Genomic DNA, 23,622 nt, shown 5'->3' with positions numbered 1-23,622 from the left:
TAATCAGCAACCCGAAAAAAATTGCCGCATCCTGGAGTATGCCGAATAGTTATGACATATATTGCGTCAATCTCGTCTTTTTACAGTGACGCGTGCATCACCTATGCCACGCTGTCGGTAGCCTACTTTGCGCTTAGCAGAAACGCCCCTTTTTCCTACCAATCCGCCGTATGGAAACGGATATTGTTTGGTGTGCTGGCAGGGCTGGCGGTGCTGTATCTGAATCAGACCCGGCTGTTGCTCGCAGGTGACATTTATTACAGTTTTGCCATGATCCCGATGATTCTGGTGCTGTTTTTCGGCGGTGCAGTCAGTGGGGTGGTGTGCTATCTGGTGAACTTTGGCTTTAACGGTGGCTTCACGCTGGATAATCTGTTTATCGGTTCGATCATCTTGCCGCTGCTGCTATCGGGAGTCTGGCGGAAAAAATCGAACCGGGTATTTTACCTTACCATCGGTGTCATTGCGCTCTACCGCATTGCCGTGGTTGGTTCGTTGGTCAACTTCCGTGAACTATGGCTGGATATTCTGTTGTATCAGGCTGCATCGGCGCTTTGCCTGGCGATTTGCTACCACGCCCTGAGCTTTAAAGAGCGCCATATTCACGCCTTTTTCTCCATGCGTAACAAAGCGACGACGGACAGCCTGACTCACATCAACAACCGCGCCAGCGTAGACTATAAAATGATGCTGCAGCATGCCCAACGGGAGTCTTGTGGCCTGATGCTGCTGGATTTAGACAATTTCAAACAGGTGAATGACACCCATGGTCATTTGGCCGGTGACGGTGTGTTGGCTAGCGTGGGGGCCATTCTGAAAGATTGCGTACGTGATGAAGACTTTGTCGGGCGCTACGGCGGCGAGGAGTTTATGGTCATCACTTCCAGCTATGAACCGCTGCATATTGCGGCCGTGGCGGAACGTATTCGCAGCCGGGTGGAAGAATTTGATTTTATTACCGAGAGTGGGGAGGCGATCCGGTTGACCATCTCCATCGGGACCTCGCTCTATCTGCCCGGTATGTCGGTGGAGAAAGCGATAGAGATGACGGATGAAGCGCTGTATGACGCTAAGCGCCAAGGTAAAAACCGCGTGGTCAGCAGCCGTTTGATGTCGCTATCACAGTTGGGGGAGAGGTTTAGCCCTATGGCGGCTAAGAAGTCTTAGCCCGGCCCGGGAGTAAACAACGCTTTCTTTGACACCTTTACTTTTTCCCCTCCAGCGTTGTTGCGTCGGTTTTACCGACGACAGCAACATTGCTTTCGGCATAATCTAACTCTTTAGATAAAAAGTAATTAAGGAATGTACGTATCACGGCAATGATTACCAGTTTAATCAACTCTTCCATACTAGGGTTGATCGTCGTTGCCAAGATATCAGCCGCTAATTGAAACTCTAACGCCAAAGCAAGCCAGGTTCCAAAACGTGCCCTTATTAAATAGAGTATGGACTGACTTTTAACTTTGGTGATTGTGGTATAAAGTGCCTTTACCAGCCCGACAAAAACGCAAATAACGGATAGAAACTCTAAAAAAACCTGTAGCATTAGAGAGAAATAGATAATTATTTCTTTGATACTTTCCAATTAGATAGCTCCGTTTTCCATGTTTATCAGGCCTCTCACCAACAAACCGTGCTTAGTTAATGGCTTGGAATAGGGCGTTTTAGCTCAGGCCCGTAAAGCATTTTACTTTTCGCTATGCTTGTTGTTTAAGTGCAGTGAAAAACACTTATTGAAATAAGCTTTGACGTGGTCTTCCATCGCGTGAACTTTTTCGTCAATGCGCTGGCAAAGGAATTCATCGCTATTCATTGCCTGGACTCGTTGTAACGCTATTAAGTCAATTTCTTTTTTTTGTTCTTCAGTCAATTCGTTGTTGGTGTGCTGATTAGTCATGATGATACCTGTATCCTGAGTAAAGTAACTAAATTATAGCGCTATCAGTATTGTAGCAAATACTTTCTAACTTTTGTTTAAACAGAATGTGACGATAAATTGTCCGATTTTATCGTTGAGGCGCTGACATCTACCTTGAAGCCGCGCCCCTCACCCTAGCCCTCTCCCAAAAGGAGAGGGGACCGAATGTGCTACAACTTAATTACGGCAATCGTCCTCTACATCAAACTTGTCACAGATCGCCTCTGTACCTGAACATGGCACCGTACTAGCTCCCTCGCCCTTTGGGAGAGGGTTGGGGTGAGGGGGAATTGGTAGTCTTAACTGACAGCCAATAGCTCAGTCTTTATTGGAATATGGCGGTGAGAGAGGGTTTGATTCGCAAGCTCACCCTACGGGCGGCCGGTCGGCCGTCCAAAATGTCTCTGCGCTGCGAGCCATTTTGTCGAACCCTATCGAGGCTTCTCACCCCTCTCTGTACGGGGTAAATGCAAAAAAAAAGTCTGAACGTGAGTCCAGACTTTCTCTTAAAATATGGCGGTGAGAGAGGGCTTGATTCGCAAGCTCACCCTACGGGCGGCCGGTCGGCCGTCCAAAATGTCTCTGCGCTGCGAGCCATTTTGTCGAACCCTGTCGAGGCTTCTCACCCCTCTCTGTACGGGGTATATGCAAAAAAAAAGTCTGAACGTGAGTCCAGGCTTTCTCATTTAATATGGCGGTGAGGTCGGGCTTGATTCGCAAGCTCACCCTGCGGGCGGCCCGTCGGCCGTCCAAAATGTCTCTGCGATGCGAGCCATTTTGTCGAACCCTGTCGAGGTTTCTCACCCCTCTCTGACTGTGTTACATGCAATAAAAAAGCCTGAATGTGAATTCAGGCTTTCTCATTTAATATGGCGGTGAGAGAGGGGTTCGAACCCTCGATACACTTACGCGTATACACACTTTCCAGGCGTGCTCCTTCAGCCACTCAGACACCTCACCGTACGTTGCGCGTTACTCAGTGCAACGGGGCGCTACTATAGGGAGAGTCGGTTAACCGGTCAAGAATATTTTTACGGTTTTAGCTCAGGTGGTTAAGCCGTCGCCGCTTTGCCGTAAATCAAGACCGGAAAACCGGTTTTACTAGCCCATCACCATCGGCATCCACACCAATCCGGTAACTATTAACAACCCCAGGAAGATCAGACCAAAGATGGCTCCAAGCCGCCAATAGTCGTTGGTGGGAAGATAACCGCTACCATAGTAAATCGGGCTGGGGCCGGTGGCATAAGGGGTAACAATGCTTCCCAGGCCAATGGCAGCACCAATCATCAGGCTGAAGGTCGGTAATGGGATAGCGGGCAGCATGAGTGCGGCGGCAATCATCATTGGCGCTAACGCCGAGGTGTAGGCTGTTGCGCTGGCAAAGAAGTAGCGCAGCAGATAGAACACTACGACCAACAGCACCATCACCACCGTGGTCGAGAATCCCTGCAAACCTTGGGCTATCAGCTTGCCGAACCAGGTAATAAAACCGACGTTGTTCAAGCCGGTCGCCAACGCAATTAGCGAAGCCAACCAGAAAAACACGCTCCATGCCGCTTTATTACTGATGATGTCATCCCAGGTGATAATTTTGCCCAGCAACATCAAAGCCACCACCGAATAACCGACCAGCGCCGCATCAATATACTGCCCCGCAAAGATCCACAGCAGCAGGGCAATGATCATCAGCCCCAGCATTTTCGTCTCACGCAGGCTGAGTGGCCCCATTGCGGCAAGTTCGGCAGAGGCCCACTTGGGGACCTGCTCACCGGCCTTGATGGTTGGCGGATAAAGGACATAGCTTAACCAGGGAACCAGAGCGATCAACAGCAGACTGAGTGGCAGCATGCCAAGAAACCAATCGCCCCAGGATAGCGACAAATGGGACGACGTTTTTAGTAATCCAACCAACAGCAGGTTGGGGGCCATGGCGGTGAGGAAAATGGCACTGGTCACACAGTTGGCGCTGATACCCATCCACATAATATATGAGCCAATGCTGCGTGCGCTCGGCGTATTGGGCTGGGAATTATACAGCGGTGGTAAGTTGCGCACGATGGGATAGATAATCCCCGCGCCGCGTGCCGAGTTAGAAGGTGTTACCGGGGCCAATAACAGTTCGGAAAACATAATCGCATAACCGAGCAGCAGGGTCTTATGCCCCATTTTTTTTACCAGGATTAGCGCAATACGCCTCCCTAGGCCGGTTTTTTCATAGCCGGTCCCAAACATAAAAGCGGCAAAAATCAGCCAGATCACCGAGTTGGAAAAGCCGGAGACCATCCACGACAGCGAACTGGAGGTATATTTAAAGCCGGGAGTGGCAAGCTGTTCCGGGCTATATAGCAACCAGGGCGAGAAAATGGCAATAATGGCCAGGCCGGTCATGGCGACCACCGCACCGGGGGCCGGTTCCAGAATTAAGCCGACGATAACACCAAGGAATACAGAGAAATAGAGCCAGGCATGGGGTTGCAACCCCGCAGGAGCCGGGCACAAGGCGAGGGTTAGCGCCACAATAACTGGGGCAAACCATCTCCATGACAAATTAAACTTTGCCATAGCAGGAACCTCTTTCTAATTATTGGGTAAGAGGGGCGCTTACCCCTCCTGGCGGTTCACTTGATGTAATGGACGTGCTGACAGATCTCTTCCACGATCGGTTCGCAGCGCTGGGCAAACACCTTCTTGTTTTCATCGATCAGGTTATTGCCGTGAGTATCGATAGAGACAATCAATGGGCCGAACTCTTTAACCCGGCACACCCATAACGACTCCGGCATGCCCAATTCGGTCCAGTGCACCTCTTCAATTTCCTCCACCTGCGTTGCCGCCACTACGGCACAGCCCGCGGGGAATATCACGTGCAGCGCCTTGAATTCCTTACAGCCAGCCACGGTATTTGGCCCCATACCGCCTTTGCCGACGATCAGCCGTACGCCAGTCTGTTCAATGAATTCTTTTTCGAAGCTTTCCATTCTCATGCTGGTAGTTGGACCAATTGACACCATCTCCCATTTCTCACCGTTCTTGCGTACGATTGGCCCCGCATGGAAAATCGCCTTGCCGCGCAGGTCGTAAGGGATCTCACGTTTGAGTTCGATCAGCCGCCGGTGGCAAACGTCACGGCAGGTAACCAGTGTCCCATTGAGATAGATAACGTCGCCCACGCGGATATCGGCCAAGTCTTCCGCTTTAATTGGGGTGGTAAGGATCTTTTTCATAATGCCTCCCGAGTGTGGGAAATACTTTCAAACGACAGATCTTGGTGAACCAGCAATGTGCCACGGCGGTGTGCCCAGCAACCGGTCGAGACGGCGACGCCAATGGTAGAAGGGTGACGAGCCGCGGATTCGATATGTACCCCCATTACGGAACTGTTCCCCATCAACCCTTGCGGGCCAATACCCAGTTGGTTGAGGCCAGCTTCCAGGCGTAGCTCCAGATCGGCGGCGATTGGATTGGGATGGCGGGTGCCGATAGGGCGCAAGATGGCTTTGCGAGAGAGCACGGCTGCCGTTTCAACCGAGGTTGCAATACCAACGCCAACCAGCACCGGCGGGCAGGCGTTGACCGCCAGAGTGGAAATGTTTTCAAATACGAACTTCACTACGCCTTCATAACCTTCGGAAGGCATCAGCACTTTGGCGCGGCCGGGCAAAGTACAGCCACCGCCGGCCATATACACTTCAATTTCTGCATCGCTCCTGTTGGGCACCAGATCCCAGGTTACCCACGGCACGCCAGAGCCGGTATTTTTACCGGTGTTGACCTCATCAAAGATCTCTACCGCGTTATGGCGCAGTGGTGCTGCCACGGTGGCATCCTCTACCGCCTGTTTCAGTGCGGCCTGGAGTTCGGCCAGCAGGGGAAAACACGTGCCCACTTTGACAAAAAACATGATTTCGCCGGTATCCTGGCAGGCGGGGCGGTTGAGGGCGATGGCTTTCTCCATATTGTCAAACATCGTATGGTAGATAATCTTGCCCATGCCTTCGGTTTCTAACTCTCGTAGCTGTTTTAATTTATCGACGACATCATCCGGCATGCGCGTTGAGATCATGGCTGTGAAATTCGCGACAATGCGGGTTAGTTGCTCAACCTTAGCGTTTTTTTCAATTACGTTCATAAGTGTGACTCCCGTCAGGCTGAAATGAACATGCTCACTGTTAATAGTTATAAAAACTGTTTTCTTGGCCTGAATAAACGCTACCATAGCGGAGAGGCACGATCCGCAACCGGTTCGTGAACCGTTAATTCACAGAATGTTAATCATAATTATTTGTTTAAATTCATGTGGATGGAATTTAATTTGCAATGCAGCAGGAAATACATTTAACACCCGTGCAGCAAAATAAAACACTTAAAGAACGATAGCGTCATTCATTGATAACTATTTAGTGAGCATTTCAGTGAGGCTAGAAAAATATGTCATTAATTCATTATCCTCAACCTAAAGATTTACAGGTGCTAATTGCGGTGGTTAATACCGGCAGTTTCAGTGCTGCCGCCGAAATATTGGGGCAGACACCGGCATTTGTCACTAAACGTATCCAACAGATGGAGGCATTACTGGGCGTGAAGTTACTGAATCGGTCCTCTCGTGGCATGGCGCTCACGGAAAGCGGGCAGACGGCTTACGCCTACTCGCTGGAGATTATGGATCGCCTGCAAAAGATGGTGGATGAGGTGACGCATATCAAGGAGCAACCGGTGGGGATGATCCGCATTGGCTCCAGCTTTGGTTTTGGCCGGGCTTATATTGCGCCAGCCATCATGGAGATCATGGAGATCTATCCGCAATTGCAGATCAACTTTGAGCTGTTTGATCGGCAAATTGACCTCAACCGGGATAATGTCGATCTGGATATCAGGATCAACGATGACATTCCGGATAATTACATTGCCAAGCTGTTGGCCAAGAACCAGCGCATCCTTTGTGCGTCTCCCGAGTACCTAAAACAGCGGGGGATGCCCGAGACGCTGGCAGATTTGCAGCATCATGATTGCCTGGTGACCAAGGAACGTGATCAAACTATCGGCGTATGGGAGTTGGAAAACCAGCAGGGTAAAAAGTCGGTAAAAATATCCGGGCATCTGTCGTCTAACAGCGGGGAGATCGTCTTGCATTGGGCGCTGAATGGCAAAGGGATCATGCTGCGTTCCGAATGGGATGTCTCGCCGTTTCTGCGCGATGGCGTGCTGGTGCGGGTTTTGCCCGACTACGCGCAGAGCGCCAACATCTGGGCGGTTTACCAGATGCCGCTTTACTCATCGACCAAGCTGAAGGTATGCGTTGAGTTTTTGAGTCAGTACTGCCGCAATATGGGCAATTAGGTCTCATCAATACGCTACATCACTGGCGGCATCAGGCTGCAATGTAAAAAAGGAACGTCGTTATCATAAATATAAAACATAGTTTTAAAAAATAGAGATTGATCGGCTATTTCTTCTTTTGTTTGCCATAGACTCGCCATCACTGGCAAAAACACAAAGGTTTTCCCATAGCCATAACCGTATGTTACGAAAATTCCCTGCATATCGCCGGGAAGATAACACGTGATGTGGCTACGGAGATGGCAACAATGAAGACACGTAAAATCGGTCTGTTTAACTATCTTGCTTACGGCTCTGGGGATTTTCTCGGTGCGGGAACCACGGCACTCACCGCCGCCTGGTTACTCTATTTTTATACAACGTTCTGCGGGCTTAGCCCGATCGAGGCCACCTTTATCTTTGCGATGGCAAGGGTACTGGATGCGGTTGTCAGCCCGTTAATGGGCTATCTGACCGACAATTTTGGTTCCACCTGGCTGGGCAAACGCTTTGGCCGCCGCAAGTTCTTTATCCTGCTCGGTATTCCATTGGTCTTTAGCTACAGCCTGATGTGGGTTGGCCATATGGACTATTGGTACTATTTGCTGACCTATCTGTTCTTTGACGTGGTCTACACCATGATCCTGGTACCGTATGAAACGCTGGTGCCGGAGATGACGGATGACTTCAAACAAAAAACCAAATTCTCCGGTGCCCGCATTGGGCTAGCGCAGCTGTCTGCCATTCTGGCGGCATTCCTGCCAGGCATTCTGCTCAGCTACCTGGGTAAAGACAGTGCCGTTTCATTCTTCTATTCCAGCCTGGTGTTCTCGATCATCTGTGCCTGCGTGTTGACACTGGTCTATTTCTTCACTTGGGAACGACCAGCAGAACAAAAATCGGCTGCCGCGCTAGAAGCTGAAAAACAAAAGCTCACGCTGTTCCAGAGCTTGAAGCGCTTGAACGTCGAGCTGTCTTCTACGTTGCGCATCCGTATTTTCCGCCAACACCTGGGGATGTACCTCGGGGGCTATATCGCCCAGGACGTCTTTAATGCGGTGTTCACTTATTACGTGGTGTTTGTACTGATGCAGAGTGCTGCCACGGCCTCCAACCTGATGGGCACCATGGCCATCATGCAATTTGTCGCAGTGATCGCGATGATCCCGCTGTGTATTCGGTTCGGGCCAGCACCCTCCTACCGTATGGTGGTCGTACTGTTCGGTATGGGGGCTATCTCCTACGCCGTACTGTATTACGCCAACCTCAGTGACGTTTTCTCATTGCTGCTGCTGGTATCCGCCCTCGCCGGTTTGGGTAGGGGTGGTATCAACTACGTACCATGGAATATCTACACCTATATTGCCGATGTGGACGAAGTGATCACCGGGCAACGCCGTGAAGGCATCTTTGCTGGCATCATGACTTTGACACGTAAGGCCTCTCAGGCCGGTGCGGTGATGCTGGTTGGCATCATTCTGCAGCTGTCAGGCTTTGTTTCTGGCCAAAATCATCAATTACCCGAGGTGAGTCACGCCATTCTGATGATCCTGAGCGTCGGTACTTTGGTCGTGCTGGCGATCGGCTTCACCGTCTCGCTGCGCTTCAAACTCAACTTGACCACACACGGCGTACTGCGCCAGGAAACAGAGAAGATGCGCATCGCGGGCCGAGTGGTGCCGGAGAACATCACGCCAGAAGCGCGCGCTACCGTCGAAATGCTGGCAGGTATGCCTTATGAATCTCTGTGGGGTAACAACAATATCGGCTACCTCAACCGCAATAAACCTGCTGCTCCGCCATTGCCCAAGGCCACTCAAGGCCAGAAAGCGGCAGGCAGCGCGACACCTTGAACTAAAGGCATAAAAGGACATCACTATGTTGGTATATCCCGTAAAACACAGCCCGTTACTGCGCCAACCGGAACGCTTTATCAGCCGCCAGGAACTGCAGCAGTTGATTGATAGCCTGGTGGAAAACCTGGTCAACATCACCGATGAAACCGGTGAATTCCTGCTGCGTCTTGACGATGGCCGCGTCATCGATACCAAAGGCTGGGCCGGCTGGGAATGGACGCACGGCATTGGTCTGTACGGCATCAACCAGTATTATCGCCAGACCGGTGACAGCAAGATGTGCGCCATCGTTGACGATTGGTTCACCGCGCGCTTTGCCGAAGGCACGCCAACCAAGAACGTGAATACCGCTTGTCCGTTTCTGACCCTGGCCTACCGCTATGAGGAAACGGGTGATTCACGCTGGCTACCGTATCTGGAGCGATGGGCGGAATGGCTGATGTATGAAATGCCACGCACCGAGCGCGGAGGTATGCAGCATGTCACGCTGGCGGAGGAAAACCATCAGCAACTGTGGGACGATACCCTGATGATGAGCGTGTTGCCGCTGGCCAAAATTGGCAAGCTGCTGAACCGCCCGCAGTACGTGGAAGAGGCCAAATATCAGTTTCTGGTCCACATCCAGCACCTGATGGAGCGCGAAAGCGGTCTGTGGTTCCACGGCTGGACCTTCGAAGGCAAGCACAACTTTGCCAAAGCCCGCTGGGCGCGCGGTAACAGTTGGCTAACCATCGTGATCCCGGAATTCCTCGAACTCTTGGATCTGCCGCAATACGATGCTACCCGCCGTTTTCTGGTACAGGTTTTGGAATGCCAGGTGGCGGCACTGGCAGCGTGCCAGCACGAAAGTGGCCTGTGGCATACGCTGCTGGATGATCCGGATTCTTATCTGGAATCATCCGCAACCGCCGGTTTTGCGTTCGGCATCCTGAAATCGGTACGCAAACGCTATATCGACGGCAAGTATCTGCAGGTTGCCGAAAAAGCGCTGCAAGGGGTGGTGAAACAAATCAACACCGATGGCGAACTGATGCAAGTCTCGTTCGGTACCGCGATGGGCAAAAACCTGGACTACTATCGCCAGGTCCCGCTGACTTCGATGCCTTATGGTCAGGCGATGGCCATTCTGTGCCTGGTTGAATACCTGAACGTTTACCTGTAACAGCAACGGGCCGCTGCCGCGGCCCGTAAGAGATATATTTCCTGAATTGCGAATAAGCATTACTGCATGGCTGTATTTTAATAAAAAACGATCACACAAAATAAACGGGTCATAAGGAAATTATTATGAAAGGAAATTTTTTATTATTACTCACCACGTTATCATTATTAACACCGCTGACAACGCATGCGGTGTATGTAGATGTGCGCCATGAGTATCTTGATGACAGCAAGGCCAACTACGATCGCGCCTATATTTCCCATCGTTTTGGTAACGGCTTTGGTTTTGCCATTGAGGCTATATCAAAATCGGGAGGGAATGATACCAATAAGGCTTTTCATGATATGGAAGCCCAAGGGAATGAGTATACGGCCAGCTATCAATTCAATAGCGGGCCTTTAGCGATCCAACCCGGGTTGGTACTTGAAACGGGTAATGGCTACTCGGTATACAAGCCTTACTTACGAACGACCTATGCGATCAACGAAGCATGGTGGGTTGCCGGGCGTTACCGTTTCGAATACATACGTCGGTCGTCCGACAGTCGCGAAGATGACACGATTAATCGATTGGATGCCTGGGTTGGGCACAAGACCAATAATTTCGAGTTCGTCATCGAAGGGATTTATAAAATTGCCGATAAGTATAATTTGTATAATAACAGTAAGAGCAACTATGAATATAACTTTCGAACGGCTTATAACATTGACGCCTGGACACCCTTCGTAGAAGTAGGAAATGTGTCAGTCAGAAGCGACAGCAATGAAAGACAAACCCGATTCCGTGTCGGGTTGGGATATACCTTCTAATCCAGCTTCAAAGGGAAATAACAATGAGAAAAGTTGCGGTTTTACTGGCCCCTGGATTTGAGGAAGGGGAGGCAATTGTTATTATAGATATTCTGCATAGATTGAAGATCAGGGTAGAAACACTTTCCTGCACCTCAAGCAAAGAGGTCGTGAGCTACCATAAAATACCCGTGGTGGCAGACAGTACGCTCAAAGAAGCTTTCGACACCAATTATGATGCCGTCGTGTTGCCTGGCGGGCCAGAGGGCAGCGTGTTTCTTGCCAACAGCCAGGACGTGGTGCGTTTTGTCAGCCGCCATGACCAGGCGGGTAAATTAATCTGCCCAATTTGCTCCGCTGCTGCCCGGGTATTGGGGGGAAATGGCTTGCTCAAAGGACGCCGCTACGTGTGCTCTGGCGATTTATGGCAAAACGTCAGCGATGGGGTTTATGTTGACCAAAATGTGGTGGAAGACGGCAATTTGATCAGTGGCAAAGGGTTTGGTGTGGTCTTTGATTTTGCTTTTACCTTGGCCGCCCGTTTGCGGGGTGACAGTGCTTGCGTCAATGAACATGCTGAGCACATTTACTATTCGTGGCAGGAATAGGGGAGAGTGGCAGGATCGTGGTAGCTAGATGGATTGCCCCACCGGTAAGGTGGGGCAAGTCTTCAGGGCATTAAGCCAATAAAGACCGTCTTTTTGCGTGGACCGGTCATCAAAGACTCCAGCTCTTTGACGCAGGCCAGGTAGTGCGGAGTCGTTTTATGGAAAGCCACGGCCTGCTCATCGGCGTAAGCCTCGTAAATATAAAAACGCGTGGGGATGTCAGGGTCCTGTAACACATCGAAGCGCAGGTTGCCCTTTTCCTGGATCGCACCCAGATGGTTTTGGCGAAACACCTCGATAAACCGTTCAACCTTGTCGTCATGAACGTTAATTTCGACCAGGGTAACGTGCATAATCAGCCTCCTTGAATGGGGCGGGCTTGGAAAACCAGCCCGCATTTCGGCCGTATCAGCCTTTTTCGCTAAGGAATAGTTCGTAGGCGTGTTCTACCGTTTCGTTCTGATGAACGATGGCGTGCACCGCCTTGATCATGGCAACCGGGCTTTCTGACTGAAAAATATTCCGCCCCATGTCTACCCCGGATGCCCCTTGATCAATCGCCTGGAAGCACATCTCCAGCGCCTCGCGCTCTGGCAGTTTCTTCCCGCCGGCGATGACAATGGGGACTGGGCAGCCAGCTACAATGCGTTCGAACCCTTTATCCACGTAGTAAGTTTTGATGATTTGCGCCCCCATCTCGGCCGCGATACGCGTGGCTAGTGAAAAATAACGCTGATCGCGTGCCATATCTTTCCCTACGCCGGTCACCGCCATGGTGGGCATGCCGACTTTCAGACCTGCATCGATCAGTTGGATGATGTTTTTAATCGACTGGTGTTCATGTTCCGTGCCGATATAAACCTGTGCGGCAACGGCACAGCTATTCAGACGCACCGCGTCGTCCATGGCGACAGCCACCGCCTCATTGCTCAACTCGGTCAGAATGGAGTTTGCCCCTGAAGCGCGTAGCACGATGGGTTTGTTGGTGGCTGGCGGGATCACGCTACGCAGAATACCCCGGGTACACATCAACACGTCGGCATGTGCAAACAGCGGCGCAATATTGATATCAATCCGCTCCAGCCCGGTCGTCGGCCCCTGGAAATAGCCGTGGTCAAAGGCCAGCATCACGGTTCTGTTGGTGCGGGGATTGAAAATGCGTGCCAGGCGGGACTGCATGCCCCAATCCAGCGCACCGCACCCTTTTAAACTGAACAGGGCATTTTGCTGCGGCTTATCGATATGGAAGTCTTTACCATCTTTGATGTCATCTAAATCAGCCATTGTCTTACTCCCTCCAAATAATCGGTGCGATAGGTTAGAAGTTGTATTTGTCGATATTGTCTTTATTGAACACCACGCGCTCAGGCAGCAGCACGATGCCATTACCTTTTGCCTGGTAGTCGTAGCCTTGTACGCTGTTCGGCGAAACCTCTACCTGACCCACGCCAGGGATATCGAGCTTGTCGCCAACCTTCAATTCGCCGTTTTTCAGCAGAGCGTTGGCCACGTAAACCGAGATTTTCCCCTGTTCGACCACGTCCCACAGGCCGAACTCTTTAACCGTGCCGCGCTGAATATAAGGGCGCATGACGTTTGGGGTGCTGAACCCTACAATTGCCACGTTGTCACGCTTGAGGTTTTCTGCCGCCTGGGCCGCTGCGGGCAGGGCATTGGCATCCGGGGCGATGATGGCATCCAGATCGCCGTAGGCTTTCAGGATCCCTTCGGCGGTTTGCAGTGACTTGGTGGCATCGTTGTAACCAAACTGTGTGGTGACCACTTCCCAGCCTGGATGGTCTTTTTCGATTTTACGCTTGGCTTCATTCACCCATTGGTTCTGGTCTGTGACCGTCGGGCTGGAGTAGAAGAAGGCGACCTTGGCCTTATCTTTCTTCACCTGATTGGCTGCCATATCGACCAACATGCCCCCGAGTTGGGCTGGTGTCCCCTGATTGATGTAGTAAGAACGGCATTCGGGCTTGGTGTCTGAGTCCCAGGTCAATACCTTCACGCCCCGCTGCATGGCGCGTTTTAACGCCGGGCAGAGTCCTTCCGGGGAAACGGCAGAGACGATAATGGCGTTATAGCCCTGGTTAACGAAGTTATTGATCAACTGAACCTGGCCGGAAACGCTAGGTTCGGTTGGGCCATCGTAGGTCACGTCAACGCCCAGCTCTTTCCCCGCCTCTAGTGCTCCATTACCCCCGCTGGTGAAAAAGCCGACGCCCACCAGTTTGGGGATAAAGGCAATGCGTTCCGCTGCCTGTACGCCAATGCTTAGCGAAGCCATGCCGAGTACGCTTAAAAGCGCGATTTTTTTGATACGTTGTAGGGTCATGTTGTTCTCCGTATATCGCGTTGTCAGAAGTTGTCTGTCTGAGCTCAAACCTGATGGATGCTGCGTCGTCGTTGGAGCCACTCTTTGATCTGATGCCGATGTAGGCTGATGGAGCGGCCAACGACGACAATAATCAGCAGCGCTCCGGAAAGTGCGCTGGAGATCTGGTTGGGCACGCCAGCCATTTGTAATCCCTGTTGCAGATAGCCGACCAACAAGACGGCTACGGCGGTACCGAGAATGGAGCCAGAGCCGCCGTAAATATTCGCCCCGCCAAGCACCACTGCCGTGATGGCTGGCATCAGGAAGGAGGCACCGAGGTCGGAACGTGCCGAACCAAAGTAGGAAACCAGCAATACCGCAGCGATGGCCGAAGCAAATCCGGTCATTGCATAGAGTGCACATAGCGTTCGGTTAACCGGGATCGCACTGTATTGCGCCACGCGCTGGCTTTGGCCAATCAGGAAGATGTTGCGCCCTGCGTGTGTCCGGTGCATCAGCAGCCAGCACAGCAGCACACAGACCATAAAGAAGGTCAGCGGGACTGGCAGGCCAAACACCGTCAGGTTGGCGAAATCGGTAAAGGCCATCGGGAATCCTCCGATGCCTTCATAGCCGGTGGCACCAGAGATGCCCGAAAGCAGCAGGGCACTACCGCCAAACAGGTACATGGTGCCGAGGGTGATCACCAAAGGATTGATACCGGTGTAGATGATCAATCCGGCGTTGATCAAACCGCATAGGGCACCCAAGGCTAGCGTTATCGCAATTGCCAACGGCAAGGGCAGGCCCGCCTGGAACAATACCCCTAGCGCAATGGCACACAGGCCAATGGTGGAACCAAATGAAATATCAATGCCACCACTGACGATCACCATGGTTAACGGCAGTGCCACAATGCCAATACAGATAAAGTCGCTGGTGCTGAACAACAGGACATTGATGTCCAGCATGCGCGGGTTAACGACGCCGAACGCCAGGATCTCAATCAGCAGCAGGGCGGCCAGCGCCAGTTCCCAGCCGAAACGTCGCCATTGTGCCATCATGCGATCTCCCGTTTTTTTCCCTGTGCAGGGAGTTGGGTGGAGTTAGGGGATGTTGGGGAAGGAGGTGGGGGATCGATAAACCGGGCATATTTCTGGCGGCGGATATTCCTTTGCAGGGCGCAGCGCAGGCGGCCATCAAATACCAGGACCCCCAACAAAACCAGGCCAGCGATAAAGTCGTTCCACCACGCAGGAATGCGCAACAGTACCAGCACGCTGTCGATCTGCGTCAGGAAATAGGCCCCCAGAATGGCCCCCACCACCGTGCCAGAACCACCAAGCAGACTGATGCCTCCCAGCACGCAGGCGGCAATGGCCTTCATTTCCAGTCCGGTTCCGGTCTGGTTGGGAATAAAGCCAATCTGTGCGGCAAACACGATCCCGGCGAGCGCCGCCATTAGCCCATTAAGTGAGAAAGCGATGATGCGAATGGCCTCGGTGCGGATCCCGAGTTGACGAGCACCCTGCAGGTTGTCACCGGTGGCATAGAAGCTGCGGCCGAATGAGGTTTTCAACAGTAGCCAGGCCATTAACGCCACCAGCAGTAAAGTTAGCCAGCCAATCGGTGAAATACCCAGCAGCACTGGGGAAGAGAGTTGCTTGAGCGAGCTTGGCAAACCCTCGATCCATTTACCGCCGGTCCATAGCAGCATGATGCCGCGATACAGGCCAAGGGTGCCCAGGGTGGCGACTATGGCAGGAATTTTGAACCAGGCGACCAGCACTCCATTAAAAAAGCCAGCCAGCAAACCGAGTAGCAGCGTGACGGTAAAGGCGACGGGCAAGCTATATCCGGCATTAAGCGTTATCCCTAGCAGCACCGCACACATCCCGGTGATGGAACCGACGGAGACATCAATATTACGGGTCAGCATGACCAGCGCCGCGCCGATGGCCAGCAACATCAGAATTTGCGAACTGCTGAAAATCATGGTCAGCGTCTGGAAACTGAAATAGCTGCTATCAATGCCCCCCAGTAACGCAAACAGGCCGATGATGGCCAGCAGGGCCGTCAGCTCTCGGTTGTTTTGTATCATCTTTAGCATGAGGTCTCCCCGTTGGCATGAGGCTGATGGGATGCGGCATGTTGTTCGCCAAAGGCCATATGCATGATGGTATCCACAGTGATCTCGTCGCCAGACAGCGTGCTGCTTGCCACCTCGCCCTGGTGCATGATGCAGACCCGATCGGCCATCATGGCTATCTCTTCGAGATCGGATGAAATAAACAGGATAGCGACATGCTGCTGGGCAATGCTCCGAATGAGCTGATAGATATCGTTGCGTGCACCGACGTCGACGCCACGGGTCGGTTCATCGACGATCAGCAACTGTGGCGATGCTTCCAGGCATTTGGCGATCAGGATTTTTTGTTGATTACCGCCAGACAGGGTGCGGGCCGGTTGTTCCGGGTGACTGAATTTGATATTCAGCGCCCGGCGATAACGTTCAAGCGTAGCGTTATCACGCTGTGGATGGGCCCAGATCCCGCCGGTATTGTGGGTTAGGGCACAGACGTTCCAGGAGAGCGAGGAGTCCAGATACAGCCCGGAAGACTGCCGGTCTTCCGGCAAATAGATCAGCCCGCGTTGCAACCGCTGGCGGGTATTCAGTTCCGCGATTTCTTCACCATTGAGCATGATGCTGCCCGCACTGGCTGGGCGTAATCCATACAGCGTTTCAGCCAACTCGGTGCGCCCGGAGCCGACCAGGCCAGCCAGACCTAGGATTTCCCCGGCGTGGACGTTGAGTGTCACCTGGCGGAAGCCTTCGCCAGTGAGTTCCCTCAACTGCAACACGGCTTTGCCCTGAGGGTTGGCTGGCCGATTGCCAGGCAGTTCGAGCCACAGTTTCTGGCTGGCGGAGAGATCCACATTACGGGCCGCTGGGGTGATTGCCTGAATAATCTCATCCGTGCTCAGCGAGGCGGTTTTCCCCGTCAGGGCGATTTTGCCGTCACGCATTACGCTGACGCGGTCGGCAATCTGGCGGATTTCCGGCAGCTTATGGGAAATAAAGACGATACCGACACCTTTGCCAAGCAGTTCATGCAGGCGGGCAAATAAGCGGTCCGTTTCGGCAGGCGTCAGCGACGCCGTGGGTTCATCCAGGATCAGGATCTGGGAATCACGCATTAATCCCCGCATGATCTCAACGATCTGGCGGTCAGCCACATCCAGCGACCCTGCCATACTGTTGGGTTCAAGCTTGCATCCCAACAGTTCGAGTAACTGCTGCATTTTTTCCACAGCAGCCCGTTTGGCGGGCAGGCCAAACAGAATATTCTCTTTAACCGACAGGCTGGGGAACAACAGCGGTTCCTGCGGCACCAGATAGATCCCCAGTTGATGCGCTTTTACCGGGGTCAGGCTGGCACAACGCTGGCCATTGATCTCGATAGCGCCGCCATCCGGTGGGACTACGCCAGCGATGATCTTCATTAGCGTAGATTTCCCCGCGCCATTGCCACCGAGCAAGGCATGTACCTCCCCGGCATGCAGGGTAAAGTCGATACCTTTCAGCACCTCAACACCGGAATAGTGTTTATTAATGTTTTGTACGCAGAGCAGAGGCGGATCTGAATATTCACCGGTTTGCATCTTGCCTCCGTTCACTCGAAGATGAGTGACTGAGTTGAACAAATATTTTTTGGAAAACTAATTGTTCATAACCTTAGTCAGGGTTTGGCGATAAAACCATCACTGCGATCACGTTTTTTGAATAATTGTTTGCTGTGAAAACCGATGTTCAAATTTGGTGTATATTTGTGGCATGACTCACAGCTATTGTTGAGCGATAGCGGAACAATTGTGTTCAAGATTTAAAAATGTTCAAAGAGAAGCGGATTTATGACGATAAATGACAGTGCATTGACACCCGAACATGGCATGTGTGAGGAGGAGCAGGTCGCCCGTATCGCCTGGTTCTACTATCACGACGGGCTGACGCAAAGCGAGATTAGCGCCCGGCTTGGACTGACGCGCCTTAAAGTTTCGCGTTTGCTGGAGAAAGGGCATCAGTCTGGGATTATTCGGGTGCAGATTAACTCTCGCTTTGAAGGTTGCCTACAGTATGAAGATGCATTGAAAAAACACTTTGACCTGAAAAACATTCGCGTATTACCCGCCTTGGCCGAGGCTGATGACAGCGTGAGGTTGGGGATCGGGGCGGCACACATGCTGATGGAGTCTCTGGAGCCGCAGCAGCTGTTGGCGGCGGGATTTGGTGAGGCCACCATGAGCACTTTGAAAAGGCTCAGCGGTTTCATTTCTTCGCAGCAAATTCGGCTGGTCACGCTTTCCGGTGGTGTAGGACCTTATATGACTGGGATTGGTCAGTTGGATGCCGCCTGCAGCGTCAGCATGATCCCAGCTCCATTGCGCGCTTCCTCTGCCGATATTGCCCGCACTCTGCGGGATGAAAATAGCGTCAGGGACGTGCTGCTGGCGGCCCAGGCTGCCGATGTCGCCGTTGTTGGGATCGGTGCGGTGAGTCAAAAAGATGCCGCCACCATTTTACGCGCTGGCTATATCACCGAAGGCGAGCAGTTGATGATTGGCCGAAAAGGTGCCGTTGGCGATATTCTCGGCTACTTTTTTGATGCCAGCGGCGAAATCATTCCCGACATGCAGATCCATCAAGAATTGATAGGACTGAGTTTAAGTGCACTCGCCACCATACCTACCGTTGTCGGGGTTGCGGGGGGAGTACCAAAAGCTGAAGCGATCGTGGCGGCATTGAAGGGTGGCTATATCAACGCCTTGGTCACCGATCAGGACACGGCGGCAGAAATGCTCAAACTTATTGGAAAGTAAAGGTTAATAACGATGTAACAGACTGTCTCAAACACCAGCCGAGGACAAACACATGGCTCGACTCTGTACTCCTGCCACATCAGGCCAATACCTGATGGCTCTGGATGCCGGTACCGGCAGCGTCAGAGCGGTAATTTTTGATTTGGAAGGCAATCAAGTCTCAGTAGGGCAAGCCGAATGGCTACATTTGGCGGTTCCTGATGTACCGGGCTCCATGGAATTCGATCTTGCCAAAAACTGGCACCTCACCTGCCAATGCATCCATCAAGCGTTAAAGATGGCGGCCATTGCGCCGGAGGCGATTGCGTCCGTGGCTGCGTGTTCAATGCGTGAAGGGATTGTGATCTATGATGCAGAAGGTCAGCCAATCTGGGCATGCGCCAACGTAGATGCACGGGCAACGCGTGAGGTCAGCGAGTTAAAAGAGATCCACAACCATACTTTTGAAGATGAGGTTTACCGTTGTTCAGGGCAGACGCTGGCACTCAGCGCAATGCCCCGGCTGCTGTGGTTGGCGCACTACCGCCCTGATATCTATCGCCAGGCAGCCGCGGTCACCATGATCAGTGACTGGTTGGCTTATATGCTCAGCGGTGAACTTGCGGTCGATCCGTCAAATGCCGGGACTACCGGGTTGCTTGATCTGGTCACACGAGACTGGAGAAAAGGCCTGTTGGAAATGGCGGGCCTGCGTTCGGACATTCTTTCACCGGTAAAAGAGACGGGAACCCCGCTGGGGGCGGTGACGGACAACGCTGCCACACTTTCAGGCCTGCGGGCTGGCACCCCGGTGATTGTCGGGGGCGGTGATGTTCAATTGGGTTGCGTGGGGCTTGGCATCGTCAGACCAGCGCAGATCGCCGTATTAGGGGGAACGTTCTGGCAGCAGGTCGTGAACCTTCCTGCGCCGGTTACCGATCCCAATATGAATGTGCGCATTAACCCGCATGTGATCCCGGGCATGGTCCAGGCTGAATCCATCAGCTTTTTTACCGGGCTGACCATGCGCTGGTTTCGTGATGCCTTCTGCGCCGAAGAGAAGCTGATTGGTGAACGTCTGGGCGTGGATACCTATGCGTTGTTGGAGGATATGGCCAGGCGTGTACCATCAGGTGCTTATGGCGTTATGCCCATCTTCTCCGATGTCATGCGCTTTAAGAACTGGTATCACGCCGCTCCCTCATTTATCAACCTGTCAATCGATCCGGAAAAGTGCAACAAAGCCACGCTGTTCCGCGCCCTGGAAGAGAACGCGGCTATCGTATCGGCCTGTAATCTGCAACAAATCGCCGAGTTTTCAGGTATCAAGGCCGATTCGCTGGTGTTTGCCGGTGGCGGTTCAAAGGGGACGCTCTGGAGCCAGATCCTGGCCGATGTCACCGGGCTGACCGTACGAGTCCCGGTGGTTAAGGAAGCGACCGCGCTGGGATGTGCCATTGCCGCTGGAGTGGGGGTAGGAGTCTATTCGTCGTTGGCGGATGCGGGGGAGAGCCTGGTGCGTTGGGATAGGGAACATATCCCGAATCCAGAAAACAGTGAGGTTTATCAACAGGCACGTCAAAAATGGCTGGAGGTGTATCTGGATCAACTTGGTTTGGTCGATCACGGGTTGACGACGTCAATGTGGAAGGCTCCTGGCCTTTAATGGAGGGTATCATGATCAAGACCAATGAAATGGCTCACGACTATCGCTTCGGTGACAATGGCCCGAAATACCTGATCCGCGGCCCGATGTGCGATATGGGCGTAGTGGTGTTGCAACCTGGGCAGTCATTCAGAAATCACCGCCACAAGGAGGTTTGCGAAGTTTTTTATACCCTCAGTGGAGAGGTGTGCCTGTATCTGGAAGGGGCGATGCAAATGCTGCGTGAAGGGGATGTGTTGCAGTGTGATCCTGGTGAGGCGCATTTTCTGGTCAATACTGGCTCGGTGCCGTGGAAAGGGGTATTCGTGAAATCGCCACATGTGCTAGGGGACAGCCATCCCGCAGAGCCTGAGAGCTATTAGGGAAAAAGCCCAAGCTTCCGGCTTGAGGTTGGATGAATTTAGCTTGTCGTGTTCTGGTGGACATGATAAATGAAATATAATACTAAACAGGTGCTTAAAAATTCTATCCCCTCAGGGACAAGCGAGTAACAATGCAGATAATGAATGTCAAACAGGCCAGGATAATCAGTTTCATCTTTGTGATGGGGGGGATCCTGCTGCTGCTGCCGTTGCATCTTTTTACCTGCTTTATGGCTGGTTTTCTGGTTTACGAGATCGTGAATATCCTGACGCCACATTTTCAGAAGGTCATCGGTGGCCATCGGGCCAGATGGCTGGTTGTGGCGGTGATCAGTACTTTGGTGGTCGGCCTGTTGATCACCATTGTGGGGAGTATCGTCGGCTATCTGATGCAGGATATGAAGAATATCTCTGCCATTAACACCCGTATTGCGTTCATCCTGCAGGATGTCCAGCAAGAGGTGGCAAAATATATGCCGGGCTACCTGCCGTTGAGTGTGGAAGAACTGAAGAACGAGATCCTGAGCCGGATGCAACAGCACATAGCGCTGCTGCAGACGATGGGTAAGAGCGTACTGCATGGCCTGGTGACCATGCTGATCGGGATGGTGCTCGGTGCCATAGTCTCACTGTATAACATTGATAGCAGCGAGGAGCGGCCATTACTGAAAAGTGAGCTGATGAAAAGGATTTCGCTGTTATCGCAGGCGTTCCGCAATATTGTGTTTGCTCAGGTTAAAATATCGGCAATCAATACCTTCTTCTCGGCTATCTTTATCCTTGGTGTGCTGCCGCTGTGTGGGATCCATATCCCGTTGGCGAAAACGCTGGTGGTGTTTACCTTTATCTTTGGCCTGCTGCCGGTGATCGGCAATCTGATCTCCAATACCATTGTTTTCATCTCTGGCCTGTCGGTTTCACTCGGAGTGGCACTGATTGCGCTGCTCTACCTGATCGTGATCCACAAGTTTGAGTATTTCCTTAATGCCCGTATTGTCGGCACTAAAATCAGGGCTAACTCCTGGGAGATCTTGCTGGCAATGTTGGTCTTTGAGGCAGCATTTGGCCTGGCTGGCGTGGTTGCCGCTCCTATCTATTATGCCTATCTGAAGAGTGAGCTTAGGGAAGCTAAGCTGATTTGAGGGGCGGGGAGGGGCCATTTTGCGAACCAACTATGTTTTTGCAAAGTAGGTAATGAGTTCAGATGTACGGTAGGGCAAAGTTGAAATGTCCGTGATGTGCCAGAAGCGGATGCATCAACATAACTCAATGATAACAAGAAGCAGAGTAAGACTGTGAGACCCTCATGGTCTTACCCTGAAGTGTAAATTTTAATCCCATTAAAGTTAAAAGCAGCGCCACCATTAAAGACAATCGCAACACTTTTAACAGGTCTAGTCAGGCCGACATACAGCTCATACGAAAGAAGGAAGATGCTTTTGCAAGATGTAGGCTTTACAAAAACCGTATATCCATCGTCATTTAAAGAATGAGTCGTCAGTTGTTTGTTTCTCTGGATGGGCCCAAGGGAGCCGGTAAAACCACACTATTAGAGGCCATTACGAAAGTATTAAGGGCTGACAACAAGAAGGTGATCCGACTCTGCGAGAAAAAAAGCGATCCATACAGGGCGGAAACAATGGCCCTCGTTAACAAGCACGCCAGAAATCCCACCCTGGATTTGGAATTGGAGGTTTGTGAGCGCTTTGCTGATAGCCGTGCTTGGATTTCCCAGCATGTGCTGACTAAGCAGCCACCGGACAGCATTATCTTGATGGATCGCTGGTACCCTTCGGACGCCGCGTTTCGGCGAATGGTTCCATTCGCAGAGATTTTACAGCTTAATATTGAACGAAACGTGCGAGCGCCAGACCTGCATGTCGGGGTGATTACTGCGCCTGATATTTCATGGGCAAGGGCCGCGGCTCGATCGCGTGGGCTAGGCAGTACAGTGATTTCTAAGGTGGAGGAGCATGTCGCTTGTACCAGGGCATTCGAGCGAGAAATTGCAAATCACGGCTGGGTTTTATGCCGTAATGAAGGAAGAATCGAAGACGCAACAATGCAGGTCATTTCTGAGATTTACAGTATGCTCGGATCTACCGCCTCAGCGGCTTCCAATCCTTATACACGGACATCACGTTAAATATCGCGGCCAAAACCGATCCCTTGCTTTTCTCCGGGAGCGGATTTGACGCGGCGATTCATTTCGAGCACCCAGCATGGGCAGGCATGCGTAGGCAGGTACTCTTTGAGGAGAGACTGGTGCCAGTGTGCCATCCCGATCGGTTAACCGATAAGAATATCTTTGGACAGCTAAAGACGCTCCCCCGCATTCACCGGCGGCAGAATCCGGAAGCCTGGTTGCATTATGCTGAGCAAAGCGGGATAGCCCTTGATAACCCGGCTCAAGGTGTCCGGTATGACCTTCATGAAATGGCGATAGCTGCCGTACTGATGGGACAAGGTGTGGCGATGGTGCCGCGCATCTACGTCGAAAATGAACTAAACAGAGGATCCCCTTATGGCACCCTGGCCGCAATCAGAACAACTGAGCAAAAAATTCTGTTTGGTAAAACCCGCTGAAACAGGAATCAATGAAACTGCATTGAAAGATTTTGAGCGCTGGTTGCAGGTTGAATCGTTGCTCGTAAATTGACAAATTGATGGGTAACTTTGTGCCAAAAGCGGACATTGCTAATTTGCCAGTGTATGAAGTATTAGGAGCTGGTCACAGGACAATCTACTTCAAATTGCTTAATA

At 52.0% G+C, this 23,622-nt stretch carries 22 protein-coding genes, 1 tRNA gene, 2 other RNA genes and 1 pseudogene; 12 read left to right on the top strand and 14 right to left on the bottom strand.

Features of this window, described 5'->3' with window-relative positions; translation table 11 throughout:
* Positions 1-51: 51 nt before the first annotated feature.
* Complete coding sequence (locus WN53_RS22920; protein ID WP_046808312.1) at positions 52-1,167, top strand: GGDEF domain-containing protein; 1,116 nt, start codon at positions 52-54, stop codon at positions 1,165-1,167.
* A 37-nt stretch (positions 1,168-1,204) separates the two neighbouring features.
* Here WN53_RS22920 and WN53_RS22915 read toward each other — a convergent pair whose 3' ends face one another.
* From WN53_RS22915 to ttdA, 8 genes are all read right to left on the bottom strand, one after another.
* Entirely contained in the window at positions 1,205-1,585 is a 381-nt protein-coding gene (locus tag WN53_RS22915; RefSeq protein ID WP_024486941.1) for a DUF1622 domain-containing protein, read from the bottom strand.
* A 102-nt stretch (positions 1,586-1,687) separates the two neighbouring features.
* The gene (locus WN53_RS22910; RefSeq protein WP_024486940.1) at positions 1,688-1,897 is read right to left on the bottom strand and encodes a hypothetical protein; all 210 of its coding nucleotides are present in this window, start codon (positions 1,895-1,897) and stop codon (positions 1,688-1,690) included.
* 357 nt (positions 1,898-2,254) lie between these two features.
* Positions 2,255-2,387, bottom strand: a non-coding RNA gene (locus WN53_RS29185) — RtT sRNA.
* Between the two features lie 45 nt (positions 2,388-2,432).
* Positions 2,433-2,565: non-coding RNA, RtT sRNA (locus WN53_RS29180), on the bottom strand.
* Positions 2,566-2,788: 223 nt separating this feature from the next.
* Positions 2,789-2,878 (bottom strand) — tRNA-Ser (locus WN53_RS22905).
* Between the two features lie 141 nt (positions 2,879-3,019).
* Complete coding sequence (locus WN53_RS22900) at positions 3,020-4,483, bottom strand: anion permease (RefSeq protein WP_037413324.1); 1,464 nt, start codon at positions 4,481-4,483, stop codon at positions 3,020-3,022.
* 56 nt (positions 4,484-4,539) lie between these two features.
* Positions 4,540-5,145, bottom strand: coding sequence for a L(+)-tartrate dehydratase subunit beta (ttdB, locus tag WN53_RS22895; RefSeq protein WP_024486592.1), 606 nt, complete (start codon positions 5,143-5,145; stop codon positions 4,540-4,542).
* The gene (gene ttdA, locus WN53_RS22890) at positions 5,142-6,050 is read right to left on the bottom strand and encodes a L(+)-tartrate dehydratase subunit alpha (RefSeq protein WP_024486593.1); all 909 of its coding nucleotides are present in this window, start codon (positions 6,048-6,050) and stop codon (positions 5,142-5,144) included. Before ttdA ends, ttdB begins: the two co-directional genes overlap by 4 nt.
* Positions 6,051-6,349: 299 nt before the next feature.
* Here ttdA and ttdR point away from each other — a divergent pair, with 299 nt between their 5' ends.
* From ttdR to WN53_RS22865, 5 genes are all read left to right on the top strand, one after another.
* Positions 6,350-7,258, top strand: coding sequence for an L-tartrate utilization transcriptional activator TtdR (ttdR, locus tag WN53_RS22885; RefSeq protein WP_024486594.1), 909 nt, complete (start codon positions 6,350-6,352; stop codon positions 7,256-7,258).
* A 248-nt stretch (positions 7,259-7,506) separates the two neighbouring features.
* The gene (locus WN53_RS22880; protein ID WP_046808311.1) at positions 7,507-9,090 is read left to right on the top strand and encodes an MFS transporter; all 1,584 of its coding nucleotides are present in this window, start codon (positions 7,507-7,509) and stop codon (positions 9,088-9,090) included.
* 25 nt (positions 9,091-9,115) lie between these two features.
* Positions 9,116-10,255 carry a beta-galactosidase BglB gene (gene bglB, locus WN53_RS22875; protein WP_024486572.1) on the top strand — a complete coding sequence of 380 codons (1,140 nt, stop codon included), beginning with the start codon at positions 9,116-9,118 and terminating at the stop codon, positions 10,253-10,255.
* Positions 10,256-10,380: 125 nt separating this feature from the next.
* Positions 10,381-11,064, top strand: coding sequence for an oligogalacturonate-specific porin KdgM family protein (locus WN53_RS22870; RefSeq protein ID WP_024486573.1), 684 nt, complete (start codon positions 10,381-10,383; stop codon positions 11,062-11,064).
* Positions 11,065-11,087: 23 nt separating this feature from the next.
* Positions 11,088-11,651: a DJ-1 family glyoxalase III gene (locus WN53_RS22865; protein WP_024486574.1), complete on the top strand. Its 564-nt coding sequence runs from the start codon at positions 11,088-11,090 to the stop codon at positions 11,649-11,651.
* A gap of 62 nt (positions 11,652-11,713) precedes the next feature.
* On the opposite strand, the gene lsrG is transcribed toward WN53_RS22865, so the two are convergent.
* The 6 genes from lsrG to lsrA are packed head-to-tail and all read right to left on the bottom strand — an operon-like array spanning position 11,714 to position 17,637.
* A complete protein-coding gene (lsrG, locus tag WN53_RS22860; protein WP_021181113.1) occupies positions 11,714-12,004 on the bottom strand; it encodes a (4S)-4-hydroxy-5-phosphonooxypentane-2,3-dione isomerase in 291 nt (96 codons plus the stop codon).
* Between the two features lie 55 nt (positions 12,005-12,059).
* The gene (gene lsrF / locus WN53_RS22855) at positions 12,060-12,935 is read right to left on the bottom strand and encodes a 3-hydroxy-5-phosphonooxypentane-2,4-dione thiolase (protein WP_024486575.1); all 876 of its coding nucleotides are present in this window, start codon (positions 12,933-12,935) and stop codon (positions 12,060-12,062) included.
* Positions 12,936-12,969: 34 nt separating this feature from the next.
* Positions 12,970-13,992: an autoinducer 2 ABC transporter substrate-binding protein LsrB gene (gene lsrB / locus WN53_RS22850; RefSeq protein ID WP_024486576.1), complete on the bottom strand. Its 1,023-nt coding sequence runs from the start codon at positions 13,990-13,992 to the stop codon at positions 12,970-12,972.
* 44 nt (positions 13,993-14,036) lie between these two features.
* Positions 14,037-15,038, bottom strand: coding sequence for an autoinducer 2 ABC transporter permease LsrD (lsrD, locus tag WN53_RS22845; protein WP_099049937.1), 1,002 nt, complete (start codon positions 15,036-15,038; stop codon positions 14,037-14,039).
* Positions 15,035-16,084 (bottom strand): autoinducer 2 ABC transporter permease LsrC, encoded by a 1,050-nt coding sequence (lsrC, locus tag WN53_RS22840; protein WP_024486578.1) that lies wholly within the window; start codon positions 16,082-16,084, stop codon positions 15,035-15,037. The genes lsrD and lsrC overlap by 4 nt, the downstream gene beginning before the upstream one ends.
* Complete coding sequence (gene lsrA, locus WN53_RS22835) at positions 16,078-17,637, bottom strand: autoinducer 2 ABC transporter ATP-binding protein LsrA (protein ID WP_046808310.1); 1,560 nt, start codon at positions 17,635-17,637, stop codon at positions 16,078-16,080. The genes lsrC and lsrA overlap by 7 nt, the downstream gene beginning before the upstream one ends.
* Positions 17,638-17,886: 249 nt before the next feature.
* Between lsrA and lsrR the strand changes: the two genes are divergently transcribed.
* From lsrR to WN53_RS26930, 6 genes and pseudogenes are all read left to right on the top strand, one after another.
* Positions 17,887-18,852: a transcriptional regulator LsrR gene (gene lsrR, locus WN53_RS22830; RefSeq protein ID WP_161629434.1), complete on the top strand. Its 966-nt coding sequence runs from the start codon at positions 17,887-17,889 to the stop codon at positions 18,850-18,852.
* A 52-nt stretch (positions 18,853-18,904) separates the two neighbouring features.
* Positions 18,905-20,497, top strand: a complete 1,593-nt coding sequence (gene lsrK / locus WN53_RS22825) for an autoinducer-2 kinase (protein ID WP_024486580.1) — start codon at positions 18,905-18,907, stop codon at positions 20,495-20,497.
* 11 nt (positions 20,498-20,508) lie between these two features.
* Positions 20,509-20,859 (top strand): cupin domain-containing protein, encoded by a 351-nt coding sequence (locus tag WN53_RS22820; RefSeq protein WP_024486581.1) that lies wholly within the window; start codon positions 20,509-20,511, stop codon positions 20,857-20,859.
* 131 nt (positions 20,860-20,990) lie between these two features.
* Positions 20,991-22,001 carry an AI-2E family transporter gene (locus WN53_RS22815; protein WP_024486582.1) on the top strand — a complete coding sequence of 337 codons (1,011 nt, stop codon included), beginning with the start codon at positions 20,991-20,993 and terminating at the stop codon, positions 21,999-22,001.
* Positions 22,002-22,348: 347 nt separating this feature from the next.
* A complete protein-coding gene (locus tag WN53_RS22810; protein WP_024486583.1) occupies positions 22,349-23,005 on the top strand; it encodes a dTMP kinase in 657 nt (218 codons plus the stop codon).
* A pseudogene (locus WN53_RS26930) lies at positions 22,957-23,518 on the top strand (LysR substrate-binding domain-containing protein); the annotation flags it as partial. The gene WN53_RS22810 and the pseudogene WN53_RS26930, both read left to right, overlap by 49 nt.
* Positions 23,519-23,622: the final 104 nt, after the last annotated feature.

Source organism: Serratia fonticola, from assembly GCF_001006005.1.
GTDB classification, from domain to species: domain Bacteria; phylum Pseudomonadota; class Gammaproteobacteria; order Enterobacterales; family Enterobacteriaceae; genus Chania; species Chania fonticola.
Note: the sequence above shows the minus strand (reverse complement) of the source record. Positions and strands in the feature narration are given on the sequence as shown.